Source organism: Alteraurantiacibacter aestuarii (genome assembly GCF_039523595.1).
GTDB classification, from domain to species: domain Bacteria; phylum Pseudomonadota; class Alphaproteobacteria; order Sphingomonadales; family Sphingomonadaceae; genus Alteraurantiacibacter; species Alteraurantiacibacter aestuarii.
This window is the reverse complement of record NZ_BAAAFP010000002.1, coordinates 1236048-1259029: the sequence shown is the minus strand read 5'-3', so window position 1 is coordinate 1259029 and position 22982 is coordinate 1236048. Positions and strand designations below refer to the sequence as shown.

Below are 22982 nucleotides of genomic sequence, written 5' to 3'. Positions count from 1 at the left end.
CAAACCCGTATGCTTTTGGCTACCCTGCCCGCAATTGGAGGAGAGACCATGAACAAGCTTCTTTTGAGCGCCAGCCTTGGCCTGATCTGCATCGGGTCGGCGGCGATGGCCCAGAGTGACCGCGACGATCGCGGCGACCAGCGGGACCAGGCAGCAACACAGTCACAAGCCAATGCCCAGCAGCAGGCTGAGGAAGAAGCCGAAGTTGATCCGCGCCAGGCCGAAGTGGTCTGCCGCTCCACCCCGGTTCTGGGATCGCGCACCCGCGTCAACCGCGTGTGCATGACGCGCGCCGAATGGGCCGATGCCAGCCGCCGCACCGGTGAAGGCGTTGCCGATATGCAGCGCAATGCCGCTGGCGGCCTGCAGTGCGGCAATGATCCCGCGGGCGGCTGCTGATTACGCGCCGATAACAAGCGCCGGGAACAGGCGCTATCCAGGCGACCCCGACGCAAAACTTGACAGCCTGTGCGCCCAGCGTCATAGGCCCGCCTTCACTTCGACGGTCCGCCCTTTGCGGCGTGCTTTCGATTGGTCCCGCATCCCGGTGAAGCGGTGGCCGCGTTACGGAAATCTGCCGTAACGGTGCGATGCCGGGTTTGAAGGCGGGCACAAGGCCCGTCCAGCAGATTGGAAAGACCTATGACGAAGCGCACAAGCGCCAAGCACAAACTCGACCGCCGGATGGGTGAAAACATCTGGGGTCGTCCGAATTCCCCGGTTAACAAGCGTTCGTACGGCCCCGGCCAGCACGGTCAGCGCCGCAAGAGCAAGATCTCTGACTTCGGCCTGCAGCTGCGCGCCAAGCAGAAGCTGAAGGGCTATTACGGTGACGTAACCGAGAAGCAGTTCCGCCGCACCTACAAGGAAGCGGCTGCCATGAAGGGCGATACCGGCCAGAACCTGATTGGTCTGCTGGAACGCCGCCTGGACATGATCGTCTATCGCGCCAAGTTCGCTCCGACCGTGTTTTCCGCGCGTCAGATCGTTTCGCACGGTCACATCCGCGTGAACGGCGTAAAGTGCAACATTGCCAGCCGCCGCGTCGACGTTGGCGATGTGATCTCGCTGGGTGACAAGGCCAAGGAAATGGCTCTGGTTATCGAAGCGCAGAGCCTGCCTGAGCGTGAAATTCCCGATTATGTCGTGCCCGATGGCACCGACAAGGTGACTTACAACCGCGTTCCCACGCTGGATGAAGTTCCCTATCCGGTGACGATGGAACCGAACCTGGTTGTCGAGTTCTACTCGCGCTGATCGGTTAGACCATTACAAGGAAATCTGGGCGGTCCTGCGGGGCCGCCCTTTTTCTTTGTGCGCCCCCTGCCGTCAGGGCGTGGCGCTGCTGCCCTTGATCTGATCGAAGTAGATCTTGCGGAAAGCCAGCGTGGGCATATCCGTGCGCACGGATTTCTCCTTCGAAGCTGGTGGAATCTCGGCGGGAGAGGACGATTCGAGGATCTGCTGATCCTCGCCTGCAATCTTGCGGGTGGAAAAACGGAACAGCGGGTCGAGCAAGGACCACCGCGCGAAATTGCGCATGGTCACGATAATCAGCGAAGTGTGCCCGCTTTGCTGCGGCAGGCAGATCGCCAGCATGCGGAATATCCGGCCCGGGGGATCGATGAACAGCTCCATCGCATTGGGATAACGATAGTCCAGCCGCCCCTTGCTTTCCTTACCCTCCACATGATTGCCGATGCGCGCGCCATATTCTTCCACCGACCAGGTCAGGTCCATCCGCTGATGCCTCAGCGTGCGCATCCCCCGGCCAATGGTGGCCTTGTGCACAAATGGCAGGTGCGGCGTATCCAGCATGTTTTCCATCGCCCGCGTCCAATGCGCCGCCCATGGGAAGGCCTGCGCCGAAAGCACGATCCCCGGTAGCGACAGCGTTTCACTGGGCACAGGCTCACTCTCGGGCGCGAAGCCGGTGTAGATCCAGATCAATCCGCCCACCTCGCGGATGGGAACGGGCTGCGCGTGCAGCTGGTCCAGCTTGGCATCGGGGTTCCACGGCACTCCGCGATTGGCTCCGCTGCCATCGAAGCGCCAGCCGTGGAACGGGCATTCCACTATCCCGTCACACAGCGTGCCGAGCGAAAGCGCCACTCCCCTGTGCGGACAGCGATCGATCAGCGCTGCCGGCTGGTTATCGGCGCCGCGAAACATCACGATCCTCTCCCCGCCCACAACAATGGGATGCAGCTTGCGCGGCTTGAGATCGGCCGCGATGCCGACAATGGTCCACAGATTGGCGAAGTCCTCGAACACCGGATTGCTCTCCCGCTTATATGCGGCACTTGTCCTATGCGCGCTCGCCATGCGCAAGGCCGGAAAAAGGCGGTAGGCACGGCAAAATTCCGCACGCAGGACGGGCCCAGCCATTTCCCATATTGACCGTATCAAACACGCGCCTAGGCTGAATTTCAGTCAGGCTGGATGGCCACGCAATGTGCGCATCCGCCAGGGATAAATCTGCCAGCGTGCTGCGGCACCTGCGCCACCGGGGGATAGGAATAATGAACACCGCGCCACAAGGTAACTGCAAGCCCAACCGTTCGCACCGCGCCGGCCTGCTGGCAGCATGTGCAATGGCGCTGGCCGTTTCCACTTTCAGCACACAGGTCAATGCGCAGGCCAATGCGCAGGCTGCACCCACCTCTGCCACCGCCGTGCCGGCAGGCGATTATGATTTCGTTGGCTGGGACGCTTATCTCGGCGGTCTGGACAGCTCGCAATATTCCTCGCTCGACCAGATCAACAAGGGCAATGTGGCGCAGCTGGAAGTCGCCTGGAGCTATGCCGCAGGCGAAGGGACCGCGCCGCAGTTCAACCCGGTAATCGCCAATGGCCGGATGTATGTGCAGGCCGCAGATGGCCGCATCGCGGCGCTGAACCCGGCCACCGGCGCGGAATTGTGGAAGAGCGCGACGACCGGCCGCATCAGTGCTCGCGGCATCAATTACTGGCAGAGCAGCGATGGCAGCGATCGCCGGCTGGTGTTCCTGAATGACGGGCTGCTGCGCGCCATCAATGCCGATACCGGCGAATATATCCCCGGCTTCAGCGTGGACCTGCGCGATGCCCTGCCTGAAGGCCACGCCGAAACGCCAAATCCGCTGATGACCAACAACCCGGGTCGCATCTTCGAAGATACCATCATCGTCTCGCTTCCGGCGGGATCGGGCTATGCCTCGCACCCTGCCGATATCCAGGCCTATGATATCCGCACCGGCGCGCTGAAATGGGTGTTCAACGTGGTGCCGCGCGTAGGCCAGTTCGGGTCCGACACGTGGCCGGAGGAGGACCGCGAGCTGTTTGGCGGCGTCCACAACTGGTCTGAATCCACCATCGATCCCGAACTGGGCATCGCCTTCATACCCACCGGCACGGCGCGTTCCGATTTCTACGGCGGCAACCGTCCGGGTGACAATCTGTTCGGCAACAGCCTGCTGGCGCTGGACGTGCGCACGGGCGAACGGCTGTGGCATTTTCAGACGGTCCACCATGACCTGTGGGACTTCGACCTTCCCAATGCGCCCAAGCTGATGACCATCACCAGGGATGGTGAGCAAATTCCGGTGGTGATCCAGGCGGCCAAGCACGGCTTCGTGTTCGTGTTCAACCGCCTGACGGGAGAGCCGGTCTGGCCGATCGAGGAACGCGCTGTACCGGCATCGGACGTGCCGGGCGAACATGCCTCCCCCACGCAGCCCTTCCCCACCTGGCCGCAGCCTTTCGCCCGGCAGGATTTCACCGTGGACGACATCAATCCCTATATTCCGGCTGAAGATCAGGCGGCGCTGCGCGAAAACATGACCAATGTCTGGCGCAATGAGGGGCTGTTCACACCCCCCAGCCTGCGGGGATCGATCTCCCTGCCGGGCCATAATGGCGGTGTGAACTGGGGCAATAGCGCGGTCGATCCGGTCAACCAGCGCTTCTTCGTGGTCAGCCGCGAGATACCCGTTCTCAACCAGCTGATCCCCAACAGCCGGGCAGAAGCGGCGGCGGCCATGCCCAATGGCGGACCGGACGTGCAGCCTTACGGCGCGGGCTATAACTTCCTGATGCAGAGCAACGGGATGGTGGCAATCAAGCCGCCGTTCTCCTTCCTCACCGCCTATGACATGAATACCGGCAACATCCTCTACCGCATTCCCAATGGCGAAAGCGCGGCTCTTCTGGCGCAGGGGATCACCGGCACCGGATCACAGGCACCGCGCGGCGGGCCTGTGGCAACGGGCGGCGGCCTGCTGTTCGTGGGTACGGCGGGAGACCGGATGTTCCGCGCCCGCGATGCCGCCACGGGTGAAGTGCTGTGGGAATACCAGCTTGATGCCGCGACCGAGGGTGTGCCCGCTGTCTATCAAGTGGATGGACGCGAATATGTGACCATTCCCGTGGGCGGAGATGGCCTGTTCGCGCAGCAGGGCAATCCGGAGCCGGGACCCAACCGCTACCTCACCTTCGCCCTGCCCGCACGCTGAGAATTTGACCTATGGGGCGACGGATACCACTCCGTCGCCCAGCAGGTCTCCGCGGATGACCTGACCGTAATAATCGCCCGATGCGTGGTGGCGCTGGCGGGTATCCTCAATGGTGGTGCCGGTCTGGCGCGGGTCACGCGGGCGCTCCTGCGCGTCAACATAGGCTGCCACATCCCAGGCATCCTGATCGCTCAGGCTCATGCCTGAACCGAACGGCATGTTGGCCTTTATGAAACCGGCAGCATTGGCAATGCGGGACATGCCCGCGCCCCAGTTATACGAATGATCGCCCCATAACGGCGGAAAGTCATACGTGCCGTCATCCCGGCGCTGGCCCAGCCCGTCTTCACCGTGACAGACGGAGCATTGCTCCTGATAGACCAGCTCTCCGCGATCGGGATCATAGGCATTGGCCGGCGGGTCGAGCGTGAGGAAGCCCCTGCCCTCCATTTCCACGCCAACAGGTGCACCGGTCGCCAGCCAGGCGAAATAGGATTCAAGGTCGCGGTAGATATCATGGCCAGCGGGCGGTGGCATACCGGCAGGAGAGGCAGAAGCGTTCATCGAATAGACGAAACAGCCCATGATCCGGTCTTCCATCGTGTTGATCCGGTCATTCTTTGCCCGATAGGCGGGATACATGCCCCAAGCCGCCCACATCGGCGAGGAGTTGGCCTGCCTGCCGCCATCGAGGTGGCAATTGCTGCATTGCAGGCCGCTGCCGACAAATTGCGCGGCATAGGTCTGCGTCTGGGTGAAATATTGCTCACCCCGGCGTATCGAATCTCCCATCGGTCCTTCGGGAATGGAATCGGCAGCAGGCGGGGTAAAGCCGGCGGCCGAGGGAGGCGCAGCGGCGGGCTGCGCAGGTCCGCGCTGGTCTGCAGCATGCATCATGCCCACCGCGACCCACACGATGACAATGACGGCGAGCGTGCCCAGCATGGCGGCTACCGACAATATTGCCCTGCGATCAGAGTTCGGTTCAGTCATCCTGCACACCTTTCCATCTGCCTTTCTAACAGATTTGAACCGGGCGGTGTTTGCGGACGATCAAAGCAGTTGAACAGCGCCAGGGCCGATAACCGCGCAAGGACCTGGGCCTTTTCAGCGAGTGCCGCCAGCTCCCAGATTTTCCTCCAGGAAGGACCCCGCCGCTGCCAGCATCCGTGCCCTCGCGCCCGAATCGCGAATGGAATGGTCGAGGTCCGGAAAGCTCACGAACGTCACGGACTTGCCCGCATCCTCCAGCGCGTCCTGCATGATCTCGGAATGCCTGTACGGCACGTTCTCGTCATATTCGGCATGCACCAGCAGCACCGGAGCCTGAATCCGATCCGCATTGCGCGCCGGTGATGCTTCCTGAATCAGCGAACCCCCGCCCAGAAAATCCGAGACTGCGGGATAATTGACGAAATCACGCGCATCGTCGCGCAGCACGCCCAGATCGGTGACCGGGGCAATGGCGACGATGGCCGCAAACAGATCAGGCTCCGTCGTGCCCAGTTGCAGCGCGGCATAGCCGCCATAGGACCAGCCCACCACCGCAAGCTGGTCCGAATTGGCAATCCCCTCGCTCACCATCCAGCGCGCGGCATCGGCCACATCGCCCATCGCCGTGCGCCAGGACTGGAAGCCGTTTTCCATCTCCCACGCGCTGCCATAGCCGGTTGAACCGCGATAATTGGGCTGCAACACGGCATAGCCCTGCTGCGCAAAATATTGCGCCAGCCAGTCAAACCCCCACACATCGCGCGAAGAAGGCCCGCCGTGCGGCATGACGATTGCAGGCAGACCCTTGCCGTCAGAGCCGGGCGGCAAGGTCAGATATCCGGGAATCTCCACCCCGTCTCTCGCCGCAAAGCGTACGGAGCGCACAGAGGATAACGGGAGGCCTTCCAGTTCGCGGCGCAGAGGCAGGATCTCATCCATCTGGTTGGTGTTGCGATCCAGCAGATAGATAACGCCGGGATCGACATCGCTGTGCGCCAGAACCAGCAGGCGGCGCTCATCCTCGCTGGCATCGATGATCTCCACCAGCGGAGAGCCCGGCAAGGCCTGCGTCAAATCCTGCGACAATTGCCGCAGATCCTCGTCAAAATATTCGAACTGGCGCCTGTCAGTGGCGAATGTGGCGCCAACCACGCGGCGCTGGCGGCCAATCGTCACCACATTATCGATATCATAGCCTTCCTGCGCCAGCAGGCGGGTGGTCTGGCCCGATCCATCCAGCCGGATGGAATAAAGCGCCCTGTAGCCATCCTCCTCGCCCAGCGCATAGGCAATCTCGCGGCCGGTATCGACGCCGATGATGTCGAGTTCATTCAGGTCCCGCTGAGGGGCCAGCGTCCGCCAGTTGGAGCTGCCAACGGGCATGTAGGAGAATTCCAAATCATCATCGCGCATGTAGCCGTCCGCACGGCGCGCCCTTGTGGCCATCACGCGGATGTCACCGTTCTCATCGGTCAGATATCCGGCGGAAACCTCTCGCGGGCGCATCACCTGCGTCGATCGCAGCGTTTCCAGATCAATCTCGTTCACCGTTGCGCCGCTGTCCCCGCTGTAAACCCGCGTGCCGCCCCAGCGCGTGCCGGTGACCTGCTGGACCAGAATGGCATTGTCCTTGCCCTCTATGTCCAGAGACAGGATGCCACCGCCATATTGGGCAGGGCCATAGGTGCGGCTGTCCCTGCCATCCCCCATTTCGCGCACGCCGCTGCCATCGGCCGACACCACCAGCAGGCGGCTGTAGCCGATGAACATATCGCCGAACTTGCTGGTGCCGCGAAAATTGCACAGCAGATATTGCTCATTCGCCCAGTCGCAATTGGTGAGGAAACCGTTGGGGTTGGAATCGACGGCAATCGGGCGCTGCACGCCGCCAGGGCGCAGGTCGATCAGATAGACCATTTCCTCCAGCGGGCCGCCGGGCATGATAAAGGCAATCTGCTGCCCGGATGGCGAGAGGCTGATATCGAGGATGGTGCCGCGCGATCCGAAACGTTCGGCCAGGCTGGCTTCCTGCGCGGCCACCGGCGCAGGCAAAGCTGCCAGTGCAGCCAATCCTGCAATAGCTGTAAATACCGCGAACCTGATGCCAGTTTTCATCCTTACCCCTCCTCCAACCATTAAAAAGGTCGCGAAGAAAGGTCATGGAGTCAAGGCTCTAGGTCTGTTTTAGGTAGTCTTGCCGAAATTGCGAGGCAAAGGCGGCAAATCTACTTTCAGCAATTGCATCGCGCATGGCCTGCATCAGTTGCTGGTAGAAGGAAAGATTGTGTTCGGTCACCAGCATTGCGCCCAAAATCTCGCCCGACTTCACCAGATGATTTAGATAGGCCCGCGAATAGGAGGTGCAGGTGGGGCACGGACATCTTTCATCCAGCGGGCCGGTATCCTCCGCATGGACCGCATTGCGCAGATTGACCGCGCCGGACCAGGTGAAGGCCTGTCCGTTGCGGCCGGAGCGTGTGGGCAGAACGCAGTCGAACATGTCCACACCGCGCTCCACCGCGCCCACAAGGTCATCGGGCTTGCCCACACCCATCAGGTAACGCGGCGCATCATGGGGCAGCATGGCAGGCGCATAATCCAGCGTGGCGAACATCGCCTCCTGCCCCTCGCCCACGGCCAGCCCGCCAATGGCATAACCATCAAAGCCGATTTCGGTGAGTGCCTGCGCGCTGTGCTGGCGCAAATCCTTGTCCAGCGCGCCTTGCTGGATGCCGAACAGCGCCGATCTTTCCGCATGTTCGCGCCCGCTGTCAAAACCATCGCGGCTACGCTTTGCCCAGCGCATGGAAAGCTCCATGCTGGCGGCGATTTCATCACGCGGGCGATCGGCGCGCGGGCATTCGTCAAACGCCATCACGATGTCCGATCCCAGCAGGCGCTGGATTTCCATCGACCGTTCGGGGCTGAGCATGTGGCGCGACCCGTCGAGGTGGCTCTTGAATTCCACCCCGGTCTCGGTCAGCTTCCTCAGGTCAGACAGGCTCATCACCTGATAGCCGCCGCTGTCTGTCAGGATAGGGCGCTTCCAGTTCATGAACTTGTGCAGGCCGCCCAGCCTTGCCACCCGCTCTGCCCCCGGGCGCAGCATCAGGTGATAGGTGTTGCCAAGGATGATGTCCGCACCCAGCGCGCGCACGCTTTCGGGCTTCATCGCCTTGACCGTGGCGGCGGTGCCCACGGGCATGAAGGCAGGCGTGCGGATCGTGCCGCGGCGCATGGCGATTTCACCCGTGCGCGCGGCCCCGTCCGTGGCCTTTATGGTGAAGGCGAAGCGGGGTTTTTCAGAAGCCATAGATCAACGTGAAACGGGTGAGCGTATCGGTGGAGACGGCACCGGCGGGCGGATTGCTGTCATATTCCACCGTGTAGGACAGGCGCGCGGTCAGCGATTCACTGATCCCCGCTTCAAGGCCGGTCACGAAATTGAGGCTGGTGTTCTTGGAATCGATGATCGCCAGCGCGCTGCCGCCTGCTTCGGCCACGGCGTTGACGTCCTGCGTCAGCGTGAGCCGATCCGCGATGGTCCAGCCAAAATCGATGCCCGCAAGTGCAGCCAGCGTGTTCTCGCTCGCCCCGGTGATGAGCTGCGTGCGGCGGAAGGCAGGTCCGGCCTTGATCGCCAGCTTCAACGAACCATTATCCACCACCTGATAGCCAAGCCCGCCAGAGGCGACATAGCGCGCCGAATATCCCTGAAACCGGTCCCGCTCAAACTGCGCGAGGCCGAACAGGAACATGTCATCGCCAATCTGATATTGCGGCTCATAGGCAAGCAGCAGCTGTTCGCGCGAGGTCTGGCCATTGTTGCGCCGGTAATCGACCGCGGCGCGCAGCTTGTGCGTCCAGTCCAGCCCCTCACGCTCGAGGTCGAGCTTGGCGGTCAGGCCCACGCTGCTGGTATTGCCGGAGGACTGGAATCCACCGATCTGGCCCTCGCCGCTCCAGTTATCGAGCAGGCTTGCCTCGCGGATGGCCACCTCCTCCGCCTGCGCCTGTGCTGCGGCCAGTTCGCGCTGCCCGGCGCGGAAGTCCGCCAGCATTGCATCGATCTCGGCTCCGTCACCGGGATTGGTGCTGCGCGCGACGCCCGCCACCGCATCGATCGTTGCAGTATCGCCGGTGGCAATCGCGGCCTCGATCATGGCGCGGACCGGCTGTGGCAGTTCTGCATGGGCAGGCGTTGCAGCCAGCGCCGCCACGCCCAGCGGGAACAGGAAAGTGCGTGTCTTCATGCCGGCCCAGCTAGCGGCTCATTCGCGCAACCGCCACCCTGTCTTGAAGATGTAGGCGATAATGGCGATGCAGATGGCCAGAAAGCCAAGGGTGAAACCAAAGGACACGGCAATCGGAAAGTCGCTCTCGCCCAGGAAGGTCCAGCGCAGGCCATTGACCAGATAGACGATGGGATTGACCATCGTCACCGTCTTCCACGGCTCCGGCAGAACGCTGACGGGATAGAAGGTGCCGCCAAGGAATGTCAGCGGCGTGAGGATCAGCAGCGGCACGATCTGGAGCTTTTCAAACCCGTCCGCCCATATGCCAAGGATAAAGCCGAACAGCGAGAAGCTGGCCGCCACCAGCATAATGTACCCCAGCGCCAGGATCGGGTGGGCAATCGAATAATCGACAATCAGCGCCGCGGTTACCAGAATGATCGCGGCCAGGATCAGCGATTTGGCAACAGCCGCGCCGACAAAGCCGATCAGCGTTTCGGCCACGCCAACGGGCGCAGACAGCAGCTCGTAAATCGCGCCGGTGAACTTGGGCATGTAAATGCCGAAACTGGCATTGCTGGTGCTTTCCGAAAGCAGCGTGAGCATCAGCAGGCCGGGCACGATGAAGGCGCCGTAATTGCTCGCCCCCAGTCCCGGCATGCGGTCCGCCATCGCCGCCCCGAATACTACCAGGTAAAGCGAAGTGGTGATCACCGGGGAGAGGATCGAGCCGAAGATGGTGCGGAAGGCGCGCATCAGCTCGTTCTTGAAAATGGCGAATGCGCCGCGAAGGTTCAGGCCGGTAAAACTCATGATGCCAGCTCCTTCTCGCCGTTTTCGACAAGGCCGACGAAGATATCCTCCAGCGTCGATTCGGTCGTTTCCATACCGGTAAAGCCGATGTTGTTGCGGGTGAGGTCCTGCGCCAGCTGTGCCACTTCACGCTTGCCCTTGCCGGTGCCGTCACCGCCGCGATAGACCAGCCTGCTGCCGCCATCCTCCAGCGTTACCGGGTACACGCAGATGCAGTCGGGCACGGCGCTCAGCGGCGCTTCCAGCGTGAAATGCGCTTCGGTGCGGCCAAGGCGGCCCATGATCGCGGTCTTGTCATCGGTCAGCAGGATCTTGCCCTTGTTGATCACCCCCACGCGGTCGGCCATTTCCTCGGCCTCCTCGATATAATGGGTGGTCAGGATGATGGTGGTGCCGCGTTCGCGCAGCTCGCCGATCTGGCGCCACATGTCGCGGCGCAGTTCCACGTCCACGCCCGCCGTCGGCTCATCCAGGAACAGCAGTTCGGGATCATGCGCCAGCGCCTTGGCGATCATCACCCGGCGCTTCATTCCGCCAGACAGCTTGCGGATAGGCTCATCGCGCTTGTCCCACAGGCTGAGCGATCGGAGCACTTCCTCGATCCGCGCTTCATCGGGCGCACAGCCGAACATGCCGCGCGAATAGCGGACCTGGCGGATCACCTTGTCGAACATGTCGAAGCTGAGTTCCTGCGGCACCAGCCCGATCTTGCGGCGCACTTCGCGCCAGTGGCGGCTCACATCCTTGCCGAATGCCTCAATCGTGCCGCCGGTGGGGTTCACCAGCCCGCAGACAGCCCCGATCAGCGTGGTCTTGCCCGCGCCATTTGGCCCCAGCAGCGCGAAAATCTCTCCGCGCCGGATATGCAGATCCACCCCGCCCAGAGCGGTGGGACCGTTCTTGTAGGTCTTTTCAAGGCCGCGAATATCGAGAATGGTGTCGGTCATCGGGCTTAGATGGCAGATCGCAACTCATATGCAAGCTGCCTTGAGGTCCATCCCTGAAAGCCTAAGGTACAGCGCAGGGCAAGCGGGGGAAATTCGATGATATTGAGAAAACTGGGCGCGATCGCCATGGCGGCCGCCATTCTGGCTCCGATGCCTGCGGGCGCCTACAAGATCGGCTCCACCGTACCAACGCAATCCTTTGACGACCTGCACGAAACGATGACGCGCCTCGCGCTCGAATGCTTCGACGCAGCCGAGGGCGGCGCCATTGATTGCCGCGCCCTGCTGGGCCGCATCGCAACCGACTCGCAGCGACGCCGCGGCAGCCCCGCCGACGGCCTGAGCTATGCCACACGCTGGCCCGACGATCCCAGCCGAATGCTCGATAATGACCGCACGCTGCCCAAGTTCGGCGTGTTGCTGGCGCGCAAGTGCAGTCCCTACACGGGCGAAGGCCAGCGCATCAATACAGCAGGCCTGCTGTGCTCATCGCATTTCGGACGGCTCAGCTTCCTGCACGCCATGCGCAATCCGGGTGAGGAGCAAAGCTTCGACGAGGTGCGCGAACTGATGCTGGCAGGCGCGCTGTTCGCCTTTGACACGGCGACGGACAAGGATTTTCGCGAGGGCGACTTCTGCGATACGGTGCAGAAGCTTGGCAATGCGCAATTGCAGGACGCGCTGACTTTCTCGGCCGATACGTTCTGCCACCGCCGACGCAAACATGTCCTCTTTGTCATTCCCGATGGCTGGTACGAAGCGTGGAAGGTGCAGACGTTTTTCGCACTCGAATGCGGCAACTCGCTGCGTTCGCTGACATGCAACGAACTGGGCGGCGATGTTGCACAGGCGGCGGCGACCGGGGCGATCCTGCACATGATCCAGGACAGCTTTTCACAGGCCCATGTCTATCGCAGCGACACCGATGTCGATGGCCAGGGGGCGCTGCCTGTGGGCCCCTATATCCCGCGCATCACCTGCGAAATTCCCCGTGCGGTCTATGATTACGAGGCCCAGACCGCAGCAGGGGCCGACATTCATGACGCAGCCGACCACGATCCCATGCATATCGACGCTTCCTGCACCGATCAGGACCGCAAGGTGGACGATCCGCTGACCGCAAGCGCCAGGGTCATCGCCTTCATCCGCAGTCCACAACCCGACCGTGCGGCTTTTGAACGCTATCTGCGTTCGCAATACTTCCCGCAGGAGGGCTGATTACGGCAGCAGCAGGCTGGAATCGCCATAGCTGTAGAAGCGGTATTCGCTGGCGATGGCGTGGGCGTAGGCGGTCTGCATCGTCTCCAGCCCCATCAATGCGCTGACCAGCATGAACAATGTGGACTTGGGCAGGTGAAAATTGGTCATCAGTCCGTCAACCGCGCGGAATTTGTAGCCCGGGGTGATGAAGATGGCGGTGTCGCCTTCGAACGGGTGGATCACGCCCGCTTCATCGGCAGCGCTTTCCAGCAGGCGCAGCGCGGTGGTTCCCGCAGCGATGATCCGCCCGCCCGCAGCGCGCGCTGCATTGAGCGCTGCGGCGGTTTCGGCATCGATGCGGCCCCATTCGGCGTGCATGGCGTGCTCGGTGGTGTCATCCGCCTTCACCGGCAGGAAAGTGCCCGCCCCCACATGCAGGGTCAGCGTCTTGCGGATCACGCCCGCCTTATCCAGCGCTTCCAGCAATTCGGGCGTGAAGTGGAGCGATCCGGTGGGTGCTGCCACTGCGCCATCCTTGCGGGCGAACACCGTCTGGTAATCGGCCTTGTCATCATCATCGAGCTCGCGCTTGCTGGCGATATAGGGGGGCAGCGGCATGCGCCCCGCCCGCTCCAGCAGCACTTCAACCGGCTCATCGCCCTCAAACATCAACGTAAAGCTGCCGTCTTCATGGCGCTGTTCGGCAATGGCGGTGACATCGGCGCCAAATTCCACCCGGTCACACGGTTTCAGCCGCTTGGCATTGCGGATGAAGGCCTGCCAGCGCCGCAGGTCCATGCGCTTGTGCAGCGTGGCACCAATGCGCGCCTCGCCGCGCCTGCCTTCCAGCTGGGCGGGGATCACACGGGTATCGTTGAACACCAGCACATCGCCGGGAGCCAGCAGGCCGGGCAGATCGCGCACTACGCAATCCCGGAATGGTCCCTGCCCCTGCACCACCAGCATGCGAGCGGAATCGCGCGGACGCACCGGACGCAAGGCTATGCGTTCAGGGGGAAGATCGAAATCAAACAGGTCAACGCGCATGGCATGCCCCTAGCCCCGCCGGAGTGCGGCGTGAATGGCTGCGCTCAGTCGCTCTGCGAATTGTTCAGCATGTCCAGCGTGATCACCTGCTGCTGTTGCTGCGGACGCGCTTCCTGCGGCATCAGCTGCGGAAGGCCGTCAGAGGCAATGCTCGCCTGCAATATGCGCGTGGGATTGGCAGGCGGTTCACCCCGGGCAATCGCATCGACACCGGCCATACCGGAAATCACGCGGCCGAAATTGGTGTAGTTGCGATCGAGCGAGAAGCGCGGATAGAACACGATGAAGAACTGGCTGTTGGCGCTGTCCTCATCCTGCGCGCGGGCCATGGAAACGGTGCCGCGCACATGGGGCAGCATGTTGAATTCTTCCTCAAGGTCGGGAAGCGTGGAGCCGCCCTGCCCGGTGCCGGTGGGATCACCGGTCTGCGCCATGAAGCCATCCACCACGCGGTGGAAGAGGATGCCATTGTAAAAGCCATCGCGCGCCAGCGTCTTGATCCGCTCAACATGGTTGGGCGCCCATTCGGGAACCAGGCGGATGGCCACGCGCGTGCCGTTCGACAGATCGAGATAGAGGATATTGTCGAGATCCTCCGTCAGGTTGAAGTTGACGCTGATCGGCATCCTTGCGGCGACGGCCTCACCTTCGGGCGCGGCATCCTGCGCCGCAGCGGGCATGGCCAGGGCGAAGCTGGCGATCAGGGCGCAGAATATGGCTGAAATCTTGTTCATAGTGTCTATCGGATCGTCCTGAATATAATCTGGCAACAGCCCCTAGGCGTTGCGCGCTGACAGTTCAATGAACACGCCCACATATCGTGGTGGAGCTGTCCATGCTCCTAAAGATCGCCCTTGCGACCAATTTCATTCACCCGCGCTTCCATCCGGCGGCAAACGTCCGGGCTGACAAAGCGAGCGACATCGCCGCCATAGAGCGCGATTTCCTTCACCAGCTTGGAGGCGATGGGCTGCAGCGAGATATCCGCCATCAGGAAGACCGTCTCGATCCCGGCGTTCAGTTGCTGGTTCATGCCCGCCATCTGGAACTCATATTCGAAATCCGCGACCGCGCGCAGGCCGCGCACGATCAGGCTGGCGCCCTTGCGTTCGGCAAAGCCCATCAGCAGCGCATCGAAGCCGACGATCTCCACGTTGGTGATGCCCAGCCGCGCCACTTCGGATGCGGCCATGTCCATCCGCTCTTCGGGTGAGAACATCGGGTTCTTGGAAGGATTGGTGGTGACCCCCACGATCAGAGTGTCCACCAGCTTGGCCCCGCGCCGCATGATATCGGCATGGCCCAGGGTGAACGGATCGAACGTGCCGGGATAAAGGCCGATGCGCTTGCTCATGTACTGGTCTTCACCCTTCCCGCTCAACGATAAAGCGCGCAAGATCGCGCAGCAGGTCTGCTTCCTTGCCGTGACTGACAAGGTGGCCATTGGCCTGATCGGCCAGTGCGCGGGCCTGTTCACGGGCCTTGTCTGCCCCCATCAGCGATACGAAAGTGGCCTTGCCCTGCCCTTCATCCTTGCGCAGCGCCTTGCCGGCCTTTTCCTCGTCACCTTCATGATCGAGCAGGTCGTCGGCAATCTGGAAAGCCAGGCCAATATCGCGGGCATAGGCGCGCAGATGGGCGCGCGCCTCTTCGGGCACCTTGCCCAGGATTGCGCCCATTTCCACCGATGCCGCCAGCAGAGCGCCGGTCTTGAGCTGTTGCAGGCGCGTAACGCCGTGCAGATCGAACTGTTCGTGATCGGCGGCCATGTCCATCACCTGACCGCCGGCCATGCCATTGTGGCCGCTGGCGCTGGCCAGTGCCGCCACCAGCTCTGCCCGGATGAACGGATCGGCGCTGATTTCCTGCGCGGTGAGAAGTTCAAACGCCAGCGCGTGCAGCGAATCGCCCGCCAGCACGGCAATCGCCTCGTCATAGGCCTTGTGCAAAGTGGGCTTGCCGTGGCGCATGTCGTCATCGTCCATGCACGGCAGATCATCGTGGATCAGCGAATAGACATGGATCGCCTCTATCGCGCAGCCTGCGCGGACTGCTGCCTGGCGCGATGCGCCATACATTTCCGCCACCGTCACCAGCAGGAATGGCCGCACGCGCTTGCCCCCGCCGATGGCGGCATAGCGCATCGCCTCTACCAGCGGAGCGCGGGCATCGCCGGGAACGGGCAGGATGGCATCGAAAGCATCGTCTATCTCGCGCTGAACGCGCTGCAGGCCGCGGCCCAGCACATCATCTGCAAGTACCAGCCCCACCGCCGTCAATCCGCGTCGAACGGCACGGTAGAGGCAGGCTTGCCGTCCGGCCCCGCCACGATCTTTTCGATTCGCGCCTGCGCCGCATCAAGCCGCGCCTGACAATGGCGGCGCAAGGCCTCCCCGCGTTCGTAAAGCGCAATCGATTCGTCCAGCGGCACTTCGCCGCTCTCCAGCTTGCGCACCACGTCTTCCAGCGCGCGCAAGGCGTCTTCGAAGCTCAATTCGTCGATTTTGGCAGGCTTTTGGTCCATGCGGCACGGTTTGACGGGGACAGTGGCCTTGGTCAAGCACGGTAGGGCTGGCGATGCGGATCGTCCCCCGCTAAGGGCGCAGACATGCCAAAGAACACTGATGAAATCACTCCCGAAGTCGTTGAGGCGCACGGCCTGAGCAAAGACGAGTTTGGGATAATCGTAAAACGGCTGAACCGGCCGCCCAATCTGGTGGAATTGGGCATCTTCTCGGTCATGTGGTCGGAGCATTGCTCGTACAAGAGTTCGCGCTTTCACCTCAAGAAGCTGCCGACGCAGGCACCCTGGGTGATCTGCGGCCCCGGTGAGAATGCCGGCGTGATCGATATCGGCGACAACCAGGCCTGCATCTTCAAGATGGAGAGCCACAACCACCCCAGTTACATTGAGCCTTATCAGGGCGCAGCCACCGGCGTTGGCGGCATTTTGCGCGACGTGTTCACCATGGGCGCACGGCCTGTGGCCAACCTCAATGCGCTGCGTTTCGGCAATCCCGACCACCCCAAGATGAAGCATCTGGTGCAAGGCGTGGTCGCGGGCATTGGCGGATATGGCAATTGCGTGGGCGTGCCCACTGTCGGCGGCGAGACCAATTTCCACCCGGCCTATGACGGCAATATCCTGGTCAATGCGATGACCGTGGGCGTGGCCGATCAGGACAAGATCTTCTATTCCGCCGCCACCGGCGTGGGCAATCCGATCGTCTATGTCGGCAGCAAGACCGGGCGCGACGGCATTCACGGGGCCACCATGGCCAGCGCCGATTTCGGCGAAGATGCCGAAGCCAAGCGCCCCACCGTGCAGGTGGGCGATCCGTTTACCGAAAAGCTGCTGATCGAAGCCTGTCTGGAACTGATGGCCACCGATGCCATTGTCGCCATTCAGGATATGGGCGCTGCGGGCCTGACCTCCAGTTCGGTTGAAATGGCCACCAATGGCGAGACGGGTATCCGCCTCGACATGAACATGGTGCCCTGCCGCGAGGAGGGCATGACGCCCTATGAAATGATGCTGAGCGAAAGCCAGGAGCGCATGCTGATGGTGCTCAAGCCGGGCAAGGAAGCCATGGCTGAAGCCATCTTCAAGAAGTGGGAGCTGGATTTCGCCATCATCGGCGAAGTAACGGACACGCGCCACATGGTGCTGGAATTCGATGGCGAAGTGGTGTGCGATATCCCGCTCGGCCCGCTCGCCGCCGATGCGCCGGAATATGAGCGGCCCTATATTTCTCAGGCGGAATACAAGGCCTGGGCCGGTATCAAGCCGATGACCGACGTGGCCGAAAGCGCTGACATCGGTGCGGACCTGCTGGCGCTGATGGCCAGCCCCGATCTTGCCAGCCGCAAGTGGATTTCCGAGCAATATGACAGCCAGGTGATGGGTGACACGTTGCAGACCGGCGGCGATGCGGCGGTTGTGCGGCTTCACGGCACCGGCAAGGCGCTGGCGATCAGCACCGATTGCACGCCGCGCTATTGCTATGCCGATCCCTATGAAGGCGGCAAGCAGGCGATTGCCGAGGCTTATCGCAACATCTGCGCCGTGGGCGGCAAGCCCCTCGCCGTCACCAATTGCCTCAACTTCGCCAATCCGCAGCGGCCCGAAATCATGGCGCAATTCGTCGGCTGTCTGGAAGGCATGGGCCAGGCCTGCCGCGTGCTCGATTTCCCGATCGTGAGCGGCAATGTCTCGCTTTATAATGAAAGCAAGGCGACCGGCGGCGGATCAGCCATCCTGCCGACACCCGCAATCGGCGGCGTGGGCCTGCTGGAAGATTACACCAAACAGGCGACCATCGGCTTCAAGGCTGCGGGAGAGGCGATTTACCTGATCGGCTCCGAACCGTGGGCTACCCCGCACCACCAGCGCGGCCATCTGGGCCAGTCGCTGTGGCTGCGGGAAATCCACGGCCGCGAAGAAGGCCTGCCCCCACATGTCGACCTGACGCTGGAGAAGAAATCGGGCGAATTCGTGCGCGAACTGATCGCAGCCGGCCTTGTCAGCGCGGTGCATGATGTGTCCGACGGCGGCATGGCCGTTGCGCTTGCCGAAATGGCATTGGCAGGCGGCATGGGTGCCGATGTCTCCGGTCATGAGCAATATTCGCAGGCCGCATGGTGGTTTGGCGAAGACCAGGGCCGCTATCTGATCACCGTGCCCGACGTGGACGCCTTCCAGAGGCAGCTCGCCAAGGGCACCGAGAATGAAGACACCGCCGCATCAGGCGTGCGCAGGATCGGCGTAGTCGGCGGGGACAGCCTGTTCGGCGTGACGCTGGCCGACATGCGCGAAGCCCACGCCAGCTTCTTCCGCGACTGGATGGAGGTCTGAGGCCGGGAGTTTCTAAGATTGGATGGAGGCGGCCGCGATCGCGGCTATTGTTCGTGGATGGCGAGGTGCATCATCCGTTGTTTTTATCGCCAAGAAGACGGTTAGCCACCACTAATCGAACCGCATCCACCTCTTAACCCGCCACAAGCTCACACCCATTCTGTCTGCGGAATATCGAGCAGCTTGAGCAGCGCGGTCAGGTCTCCGCGGTCGATCCAGCCGTTGGCGGCCTCGCGCGCTTTGGGCTTGGCGTAATAGGCCACGCCATAGGTTGCCGCCTGCAGCATGGGGATATCATTGGCCCCGTCGCCCGCCGCGATGCTGACGGCGTTTTCGCCCAGCTTTGCCAGTTCTTCCTCCAGCACCTGCTTCTTCGCGCCGCTGCCGCAGACTGCGCCCACGAGGCCGCCGGTCATCTTGCCGCCGGCCACTTCCAGACGGTTGCCCATCACCCGCTCAAAGCCGATCTGATCGGCCACGTCGTCGGCAAAATGGTGGAATCCGCCGGTGACCAGCACGGTGCGGCAACCGCGTGACTTGAGCGTTTCCACCAGCACGCGCGCGCCGGGATTGAGGCGGATGCGTTCCTCCAGGCAGCGCTGGATCGCGCCCTCTTCCAGCCCGGCAAGCAGGCCGACGCGTTCGCGCAGCGCGCTTTCGAAATCGAGCTCGCCCTGCATGGCGCGTTCTGTGATGGCGGCGATCTTGTCCTTGATGCCGGCGTAATCGGCCAGCTCATCGATGCATTCCTGCCCGATCATGGTCGAATCCATGTCCGACACGAACACGTGCGGCAGGCGAATGGGCTCCCGCGCAATGATCGCATCGCTGGGCGCGAAATGCTCGTCGATCACACGGCGCAGCGTGGCCGCATCATCGCCGGGCAGTTCCAGCTCCAGCACATCACCGCAGAAATCGAGCAATTGCGCCTCTGCCAGCGGCAGGCCAGCAGCAGACAAAGCGGCTGTGGCGGCATCGAGACGTGTTTCAAGCGTGGCGGGGTCTGCTATCAGACGGGCAATGAGCAAAGGGAAAACTCCTGACAAACCAGTGGTCGCGCTAATTGCAGGGCCGACCGCCAGCGGCAAGAGCGATCTGGCGGTGAGGCTGGCTTTGGCCTTGCGAGAGGCCGGAAAAGACGCGGTCGTGATCAATGCGGACAGCGCGCAGGTCTATGCCGATCTGGCGATTGTCAGCGCCCGGCCCACAGACGCGGAAATGCGCGGCGTGCCGCACCGCCTGTTCGGCGTATGGAGCGGTGAGGAAGGCTGCTCGGCGGCCAAGTGGGCGGCACAGGCGCGGCGCGAGATTGCCGAGGCCCACGCCGCAGGGATCGTTCCGATCCTGGTTGGCGGGACCGGCCTTTATATCCGCACCTTGCTGGACGGGATTTCTCCCATGCCCGAGATCGATCCGGCAGTGCGGGAAGCCGTGCGCGCCCTGCCCGTGGACCAGGCCTATGCCGCATTGCAGGCAGAGGACGCACCGCGCGCCGCCATGCTGGCCCCGGCAGACAGCCAGCGCATCGCCCGCGCGCTGGAAGTGGTCCGCTCCACCGGCAGGCCGCTGGCGAGCTGGCAACAACAGCGGATCGGCGGGATCGGAGATGCCATCGAACTGGTGCCGCTGGTGCTGCTGCCTGACCGTGAAGCCCTGTATGCCCGCTGCGATGCGCGCTTTGCCGCCATGCTGGAAAGCGGCGCGCTGGAGGAAGTGGCGGCACTACTGGCCAGACATATCGATCCGGCGATGCCCGTCATGCGCGCCATCGGCGTGCCCGACATTACCGCCTATCTTCGCGGTGAATGCCCGCTGGATGAAGCGATCGCCAGAGGCCAGCAGGCGACACGAAATTACGCCAAACGCCAGCTGACATGGCTGCGCCACCAGCTGCCGCAAGAATGGCCGCGCACCGCGCCAGAAAATGTCGAATTACGGTCACAGTTTGAAATATTATTCTCCAAATAGGGGTTGACAAGACATTTCCTGTCGCATACTTGCCCCTCCATATCGAGTTTTCCAGTTGGGGAGGAGCGGCCCGGCGCGAGCAATCGCGCCGGGTCATTCAATTCTGAACCGGACGATTTCAGGAAGGATGGAATTGTGACTGAGGAACGCAGCGGCGCTGCGATATTGTGCGAGACACTGGTGCGCCAGGGCGTCGAATTCGTGTTCGGCTATCCCGGCGGAGCGGTGCTGCCCATTTATGATGAGCTGTTCACGGACCAGCGCATCCGCCACATTCTGGTGCGGCACGAAGCCGGCGCTGCCCATGCGGCGGAAGGCTATGCCCGCTCCACCGGCAAGCCCGGCGTGGTGCTCGTCACCTCCGGCCCCGGCGCGACCAATGCCATCACCGGCATTGCCGATGCCTTCATGGATTCGATCCCGATGGTGGTCATCACCGGACAGGTCGCCACCAATCTGATCGGCACCGATGCCTTTCAGGAAGCCGATACCGTTGGCCTGACGCGCCACTGCACCAAGCACAACTATCTGGTGAAGGACCCGTCGGAACTGGCCGCCACGATCGAGGAAGCGTTCGAAATCGCCACCACCGGCAGGCCCGGCCCGGTGGTGATCGACATTCCCAAGAATGTGCAGGTCGCCACCGCCCCGCTCGGCGAAGGTGCCGTGCAGCGTCACAAGCGCTACAACCCGCGCACCGTTGCCGCGGCGGATGAGATTGCCGAGGCTATCGATCTGATCGCCAATGCCCAGCGGCCGATTTTCTACACCGGCGGCGGGGTGATCAATTCCGGCCCGCGCGCGTCTGAACTGCTGCGCCAGTTGCAGCAGCTGACCGGTGCACCGCTCACCTCCACGCTGATGGGCCTTGGCGCCTTCCCCCATGACCACGCCGATTGGCTGGGCATGCTGGGCATGCACGGCACGCTGGAAGCCAATATGGCGATGAACCAGTGCGACGTGATGGTGTGTATCGGCGCGCGTTTTGATGACCGGGTGACCGGCCGCCTTGATGCGTTCTCTCCCGATTCCACCAAGATCCACATCGATATCGACCGCGCCTCCATCAACAAGGTGGTGCCGGTCGATCTGGGCATTGTCGGCGATTGCGCCACCGTGCTGGAACAGCTGATAGAGGCATGGGGCAAGCGCAAGCCGCAGGACATTTCCGAATGGAAGGCGCGCATCACCGGCTGGCGGGCTCGCAACAGCCTGGATTATCCGGCGAGCGAGAGCTCCATCATGCCGCAACTTGCGGTGGAACGCCTGTTCGCGCTGACAAAAGACGTGGACCCGATCATCACCACCGAAGTGGGCCAGCACCAGATGTGGGCGGCACAGTACTTCGGCTTCACGGGGCCGAACAAGTGGCTCACCAGCGGCGGACTTGGTACGATGGGCTATGGCCTGCCGGCTGCCATCGGCGCGCAACTGGGCAATCCGGATTCGCTGGTGATCGACATTGCCGGTGAGGCATCGATCCAGATGAACATTCAGGAACTGGGCACCGCCAGCCAGTTCCGCCTGCCGGTGAAGGTGTTCATCCTCAACAATGAATATATGGGCATGGTCCGCCAGTGGCAGGAACTGACCTATGAAAGCCGCTATTCGAACTCCTATTCGGACAGCCTGCCCGATTTCGTCGCGCTGGCCGAGGCCTATGGCTGGAAAGGCATACGCATCACGCAGGAAAGCGAGCTGGACGCAGGCATCAAGGCGATGATGGAGCATGACGGGCCGGTGATGGTCGATTGCATGGTGTCCAAGGACGCCAACTGCTTCCCGATGATCCCGTCGGGCGCGGCCCATACAGAAATGCTCCTCTACGGCGATCAGGTTGCCGGTACGATGGAAGACGAAGCAAAGGCTCTGGTGTGATGAAGATCCAGCATCGCGAATCCGAACGTCACGTTCTGACGATCACCGTCGACAATGAGGCGGGTATTCTGGCCAAGATCGCCGGACTGTTCACCGCGCGCGGCTATAATATCGACAGCCTGACGGTGGCCGATATTTCGGAAGATCACGCACTCAGCCGCATCACCATCGTCACCAACGGTCCGCCGCATGTGATCGACCAGATCGAGGCGCAGCTGGAACGGCTGGTGCCCGTGCACCGCGTTGTCGACCTGACGCAGGCGGGCCCGCATGTTGAGCGCGAACTGGCGCTGATCAAGGTATCCGGCCGCGGCGAAGACCGGGTGGAGGCCTTGCGCCTTGCCGATGTGTTCCGCGCCAGCGTGGTCGACACCACCACCTCCAGCTTCATTTTCGAACTGACCGGAACGCCGGACAAGATCGACAGCTTCATCGCCCTGATGCGGGAACTGGGGCTGGTCGAAGTGGGCCGCACCGGCATCGTGGGCATGATGCGCGGGGCCGAAGCGGCCTGAGGGATGGCCTGAGGGACAGATTGAGCGGCGGCGGCTTG

21 protein-coding genes are annotated in these 22982 nt (G+C 62.5%); 8 read left to right on the top strand and 13 right to left on the bottom strand.

Features of this window, described 5'->3' with window-relative positions; genetic code table 11:
- The first annotated feature begins 48 nt into the window (after positions 1–48).
- On the top strand, positions 49–399 hold the full coding sequence (locus ABDZ98_RS09675) for a hypothetical protein (protein WP_343806981.1): 351 nt from the start codon (positions 49–51) through the stop codon (positions 397–399).
- A gap of 243 nt (positions 400–642) precedes the next feature.
- On the top strand, positions 643–1257 hold the full coding sequence (gene rpsD, locus ABDZ98_RS09670) for a 30S ribosomal protein S4 (RefSeq protein WP_343806978.1): 615 nt from the start codon (positions 643–645) through the stop codon (positions 1255–1257).
- 72 nt (positions 1258–1329) lie between these two features.
- Here the strand turns inward: rpsD and ABDZ98_RS09665 are convergent, their stop codons facing one another.
- Entirely contained in the window at positions 1330–2325 is a 996-nt protein-coding gene (locus ABDZ98_RS09665; protein ID WP_343806975.1) for a Rieske 2Fe-2S domain-containing protein, read from the bottom strand.
- 197 nt (positions 2326–2522) lie between these two features.
- On the opposite strand from ABDZ98_RS09665, the gene ABDZ98_RS09660 reads away from it, so the two are divergent.
- Positions 2523–4493 (top strand): outer membrane protein assembly factor BamB family protein, encoded by a 1971-nt coding sequence (locus tag ABDZ98_RS09660; RefSeq protein ID WP_343806972.1) that lies wholly within the window; start codon positions 2523–2525, stop codon positions 4491–4493.
- 9 nt (positions 4494–4502) lie between these two features.
- Here the strand turns inward: ABDZ98_RS09660 and ABDZ98_RS09655 are convergent, their stop codons facing one another.
- The 6 genes from ABDZ98_RS09655 to ABDZ98_RS09630 form a co-directional block, all read right to left on the bottom strand.
- The gene (locus ABDZ98_RS09655; protein ID WP_343806969.1) at positions 4503–5486 is read right to left on the bottom strand and encodes a c-type cytochrome; all 984 of its coding nucleotides are present in this window, start codon (positions 5484–5486) and stop codon (positions 4503–4505) included.
- A gap of 114 nt (positions 5487–5600) precedes the next feature.
- Positions 5601–7556 carry an alpha/beta hydrolase family protein gene (locus ABDZ98_RS09650; RefSeq protein WP_343806966.1) on the bottom strand — a complete coding sequence of 652 codons (1956 nt, stop codon included), beginning with the start codon at positions 7554–7556 and terminating at the stop codon, positions 5601–5603.
- Between the two features lie 103 nt (positions 7557–7659).
- Complete coding sequence (gene tgt, locus ABDZ98_RS09645) at positions 7660–8799, bottom strand: tRNA guanosine(34) transglycosylase Tgt (protein ID WP_343806963.1); 1140 nt, start codon at positions 8797–8799, stop codon at positions 7660–7662.
- Positions 8789–9739: a DUF481 domain-containing protein gene (locus ABDZ98_RS09640; protein ID WP_343806960.1), complete on the bottom strand. Its 951-nt coding sequence runs from the start codon at positions 9737–9739 to the stop codon at positions 8789–8791. Before ABDZ98_RS09640 ends, tgt begins: the two co-directional genes overlap by 11 nt.
- Positions 9740–9757: 18 nt before the next feature.
- A complete protein-coding gene (locus tag ABDZ98_RS09635; RefSeq protein ID WP_343806957.1) occupies positions 9758–10534 on the bottom strand; it encodes an ABC transporter permease in 777 nt (258 codons plus the stop codon).
- The gene (locus ABDZ98_RS09630) at positions 10531–11481 is read right to left on the bottom strand and encodes an ABC transporter ATP-binding protein (RefSeq protein ID WP_343806954.1); all 951 of its coding nucleotides are present in this window, start codon (positions 11479–11481) and stop codon (positions 10531–10533) included. Before ABDZ98_RS09630 ends, ABDZ98_RS09635 begins: the two co-directional genes overlap by 4 nt.
- A 96-nt stretch (positions 11482–11577) precedes the next feature.
- Here ABDZ98_RS09630 and ABDZ98_RS09625 point away from each other — a divergent pair, with 96 nt between their 5' ends.
- On the top strand, positions 11578–12699 hold the full coding sequence (locus ABDZ98_RS09625; RefSeq protein ID WP_343806951.1) for a hypothetical protein: 1122 nt from the start codon (positions 11578–11580) through the stop codon (positions 12697–12699).
- Here ABDZ98_RS09625 and queA read toward each other — a convergent pair whose 3' ends face one another.
- From queA to ABDZ98_RS09600, 5 genes are all read right to left on the bottom strand, one after another.
- Positions 12700–13728, bottom strand: coding sequence for a tRNA preQ1(34) S-adenosylmethionine ribosyltransferase-isomerase QueA (gene queA, locus ABDZ98_RS09620; protein ID WP_343806948.1), 1029 nt, complete (start codon positions 13726–13728; stop codon positions 12700–12702).
- A 44-nt stretch (positions 13729–13772) separates the two neighbouring features.
- The gene (locus ABDZ98_RS09615) at positions 13773–14462 is read right to left on the bottom strand and encodes a peptidylprolyl isomerase (RefSeq protein ID WP_425543035.1); all 690 of its coding nucleotides are present in this window, start codon (positions 14460–14462) and stop codon (positions 13773–13775) included.
- A 107-nt stretch (positions 14463–14569) separates the two neighbouring features.
- Entirely contained in the window at positions 14570–15082 is a 513-nt protein-coding gene (coaD, locus tag ABDZ98_RS09610; protein ID WP_343806945.1) for a pantetheine-phosphate adenylyltransferase, read from the bottom strand.
- Between the two features lie 10 nt (positions 15083–15092).
- Positions 15093–15998 carry a polyprenyl synthetase family protein gene (locus ABDZ98_RS09605; RefSeq protein ID WP_343806942.1) on the bottom strand — a complete coding sequence of 302 codons (906 nt, stop codon included), beginning with the start codon at positions 15996–15998 and terminating at the stop codon, positions 15093–15095.
- A gap of 5 nt (positions 15999–16003) precedes the next feature.
- Entirely contained in the window at positions 16004–16252 is a 249-nt protein-coding gene (locus ABDZ98_RS09600) for an exodeoxyribonuclease VII small subunit (protein WP_343806939.1), read from the bottom strand.
- An 84-nt stretch (positions 16253–16336) separates the two neighbouring features.
- Between ABDZ98_RS09600 and purL the strand changes: the two genes are divergently transcribed.
- Complete coding sequence (gene purL, locus ABDZ98_RS09595; RefSeq protein ID WP_343806936.1) at positions 16337–18583, top strand: phosphoribosylformylglycinamidine synthase subunit PurL; 2247 nt, start codon at positions 16337–16339, stop codon at positions 18581–18583.
- Between the two features lie 149 nt (positions 18584–18732).
- Here purL and serB read toward each other — a convergent pair whose 3' ends face one another.
- Positions 18733–19611: a phosphoserine phosphatase SerB gene (gene serB / locus ABDZ98_RS09590; protein WP_343806933.1), complete on the bottom strand. Its 879-nt coding sequence runs from the start codon at positions 19609–19611 to the stop codon at positions 18733–18735.
- Here serB and miaA point away from each other — a divergent pair.
- The 3 genes from miaA to ilvN all read left to right on the top strand — a co-directional run bounded on the left by miaA (position 19604) and on the right by ilvN (position 22944).
- Positions 19604–20551 carry a tRNA (adenosine(37)-N6)-dimethylallyltransferase MiaA gene (gene miaA / locus ABDZ98_RS09585; protein ID WP_343806930.1) on the top strand — a complete coding sequence of 316 codons (948 nt, stop codon included), beginning with the start codon at positions 19604–19606 and terminating at the stop codon, positions 20549–20551. The two genes, serB and miaA, sit on opposite strands and share 8 nt — an antisense overlap.
- Before the next feature lie 135 nt (positions 20552–20686).
- Positions 20687–22429, top strand: coding sequence for a biosynthetic-type acetolactate synthase large subunit (gene ilvB, locus ABDZ98_RS09580; protein ID WP_343806927.1), 1743 nt, complete (start codon positions 20687–20689; stop codon positions 22427–22429).
- Positions 22429–22944 (top strand): acetolactate synthase small subunit, encoded by a 516-nt coding sequence (gene ilvN, locus ABDZ98_RS09575; protein ID WP_343806923.1) that lies wholly within the window; start codon positions 22429–22431, stop codon positions 22942–22944. The genes ilvB and ilvN overlap by 1 nt, the downstream gene beginning before the upstream one ends.
- Positions 22945–22982: the final 38 nt, after the last annotated feature.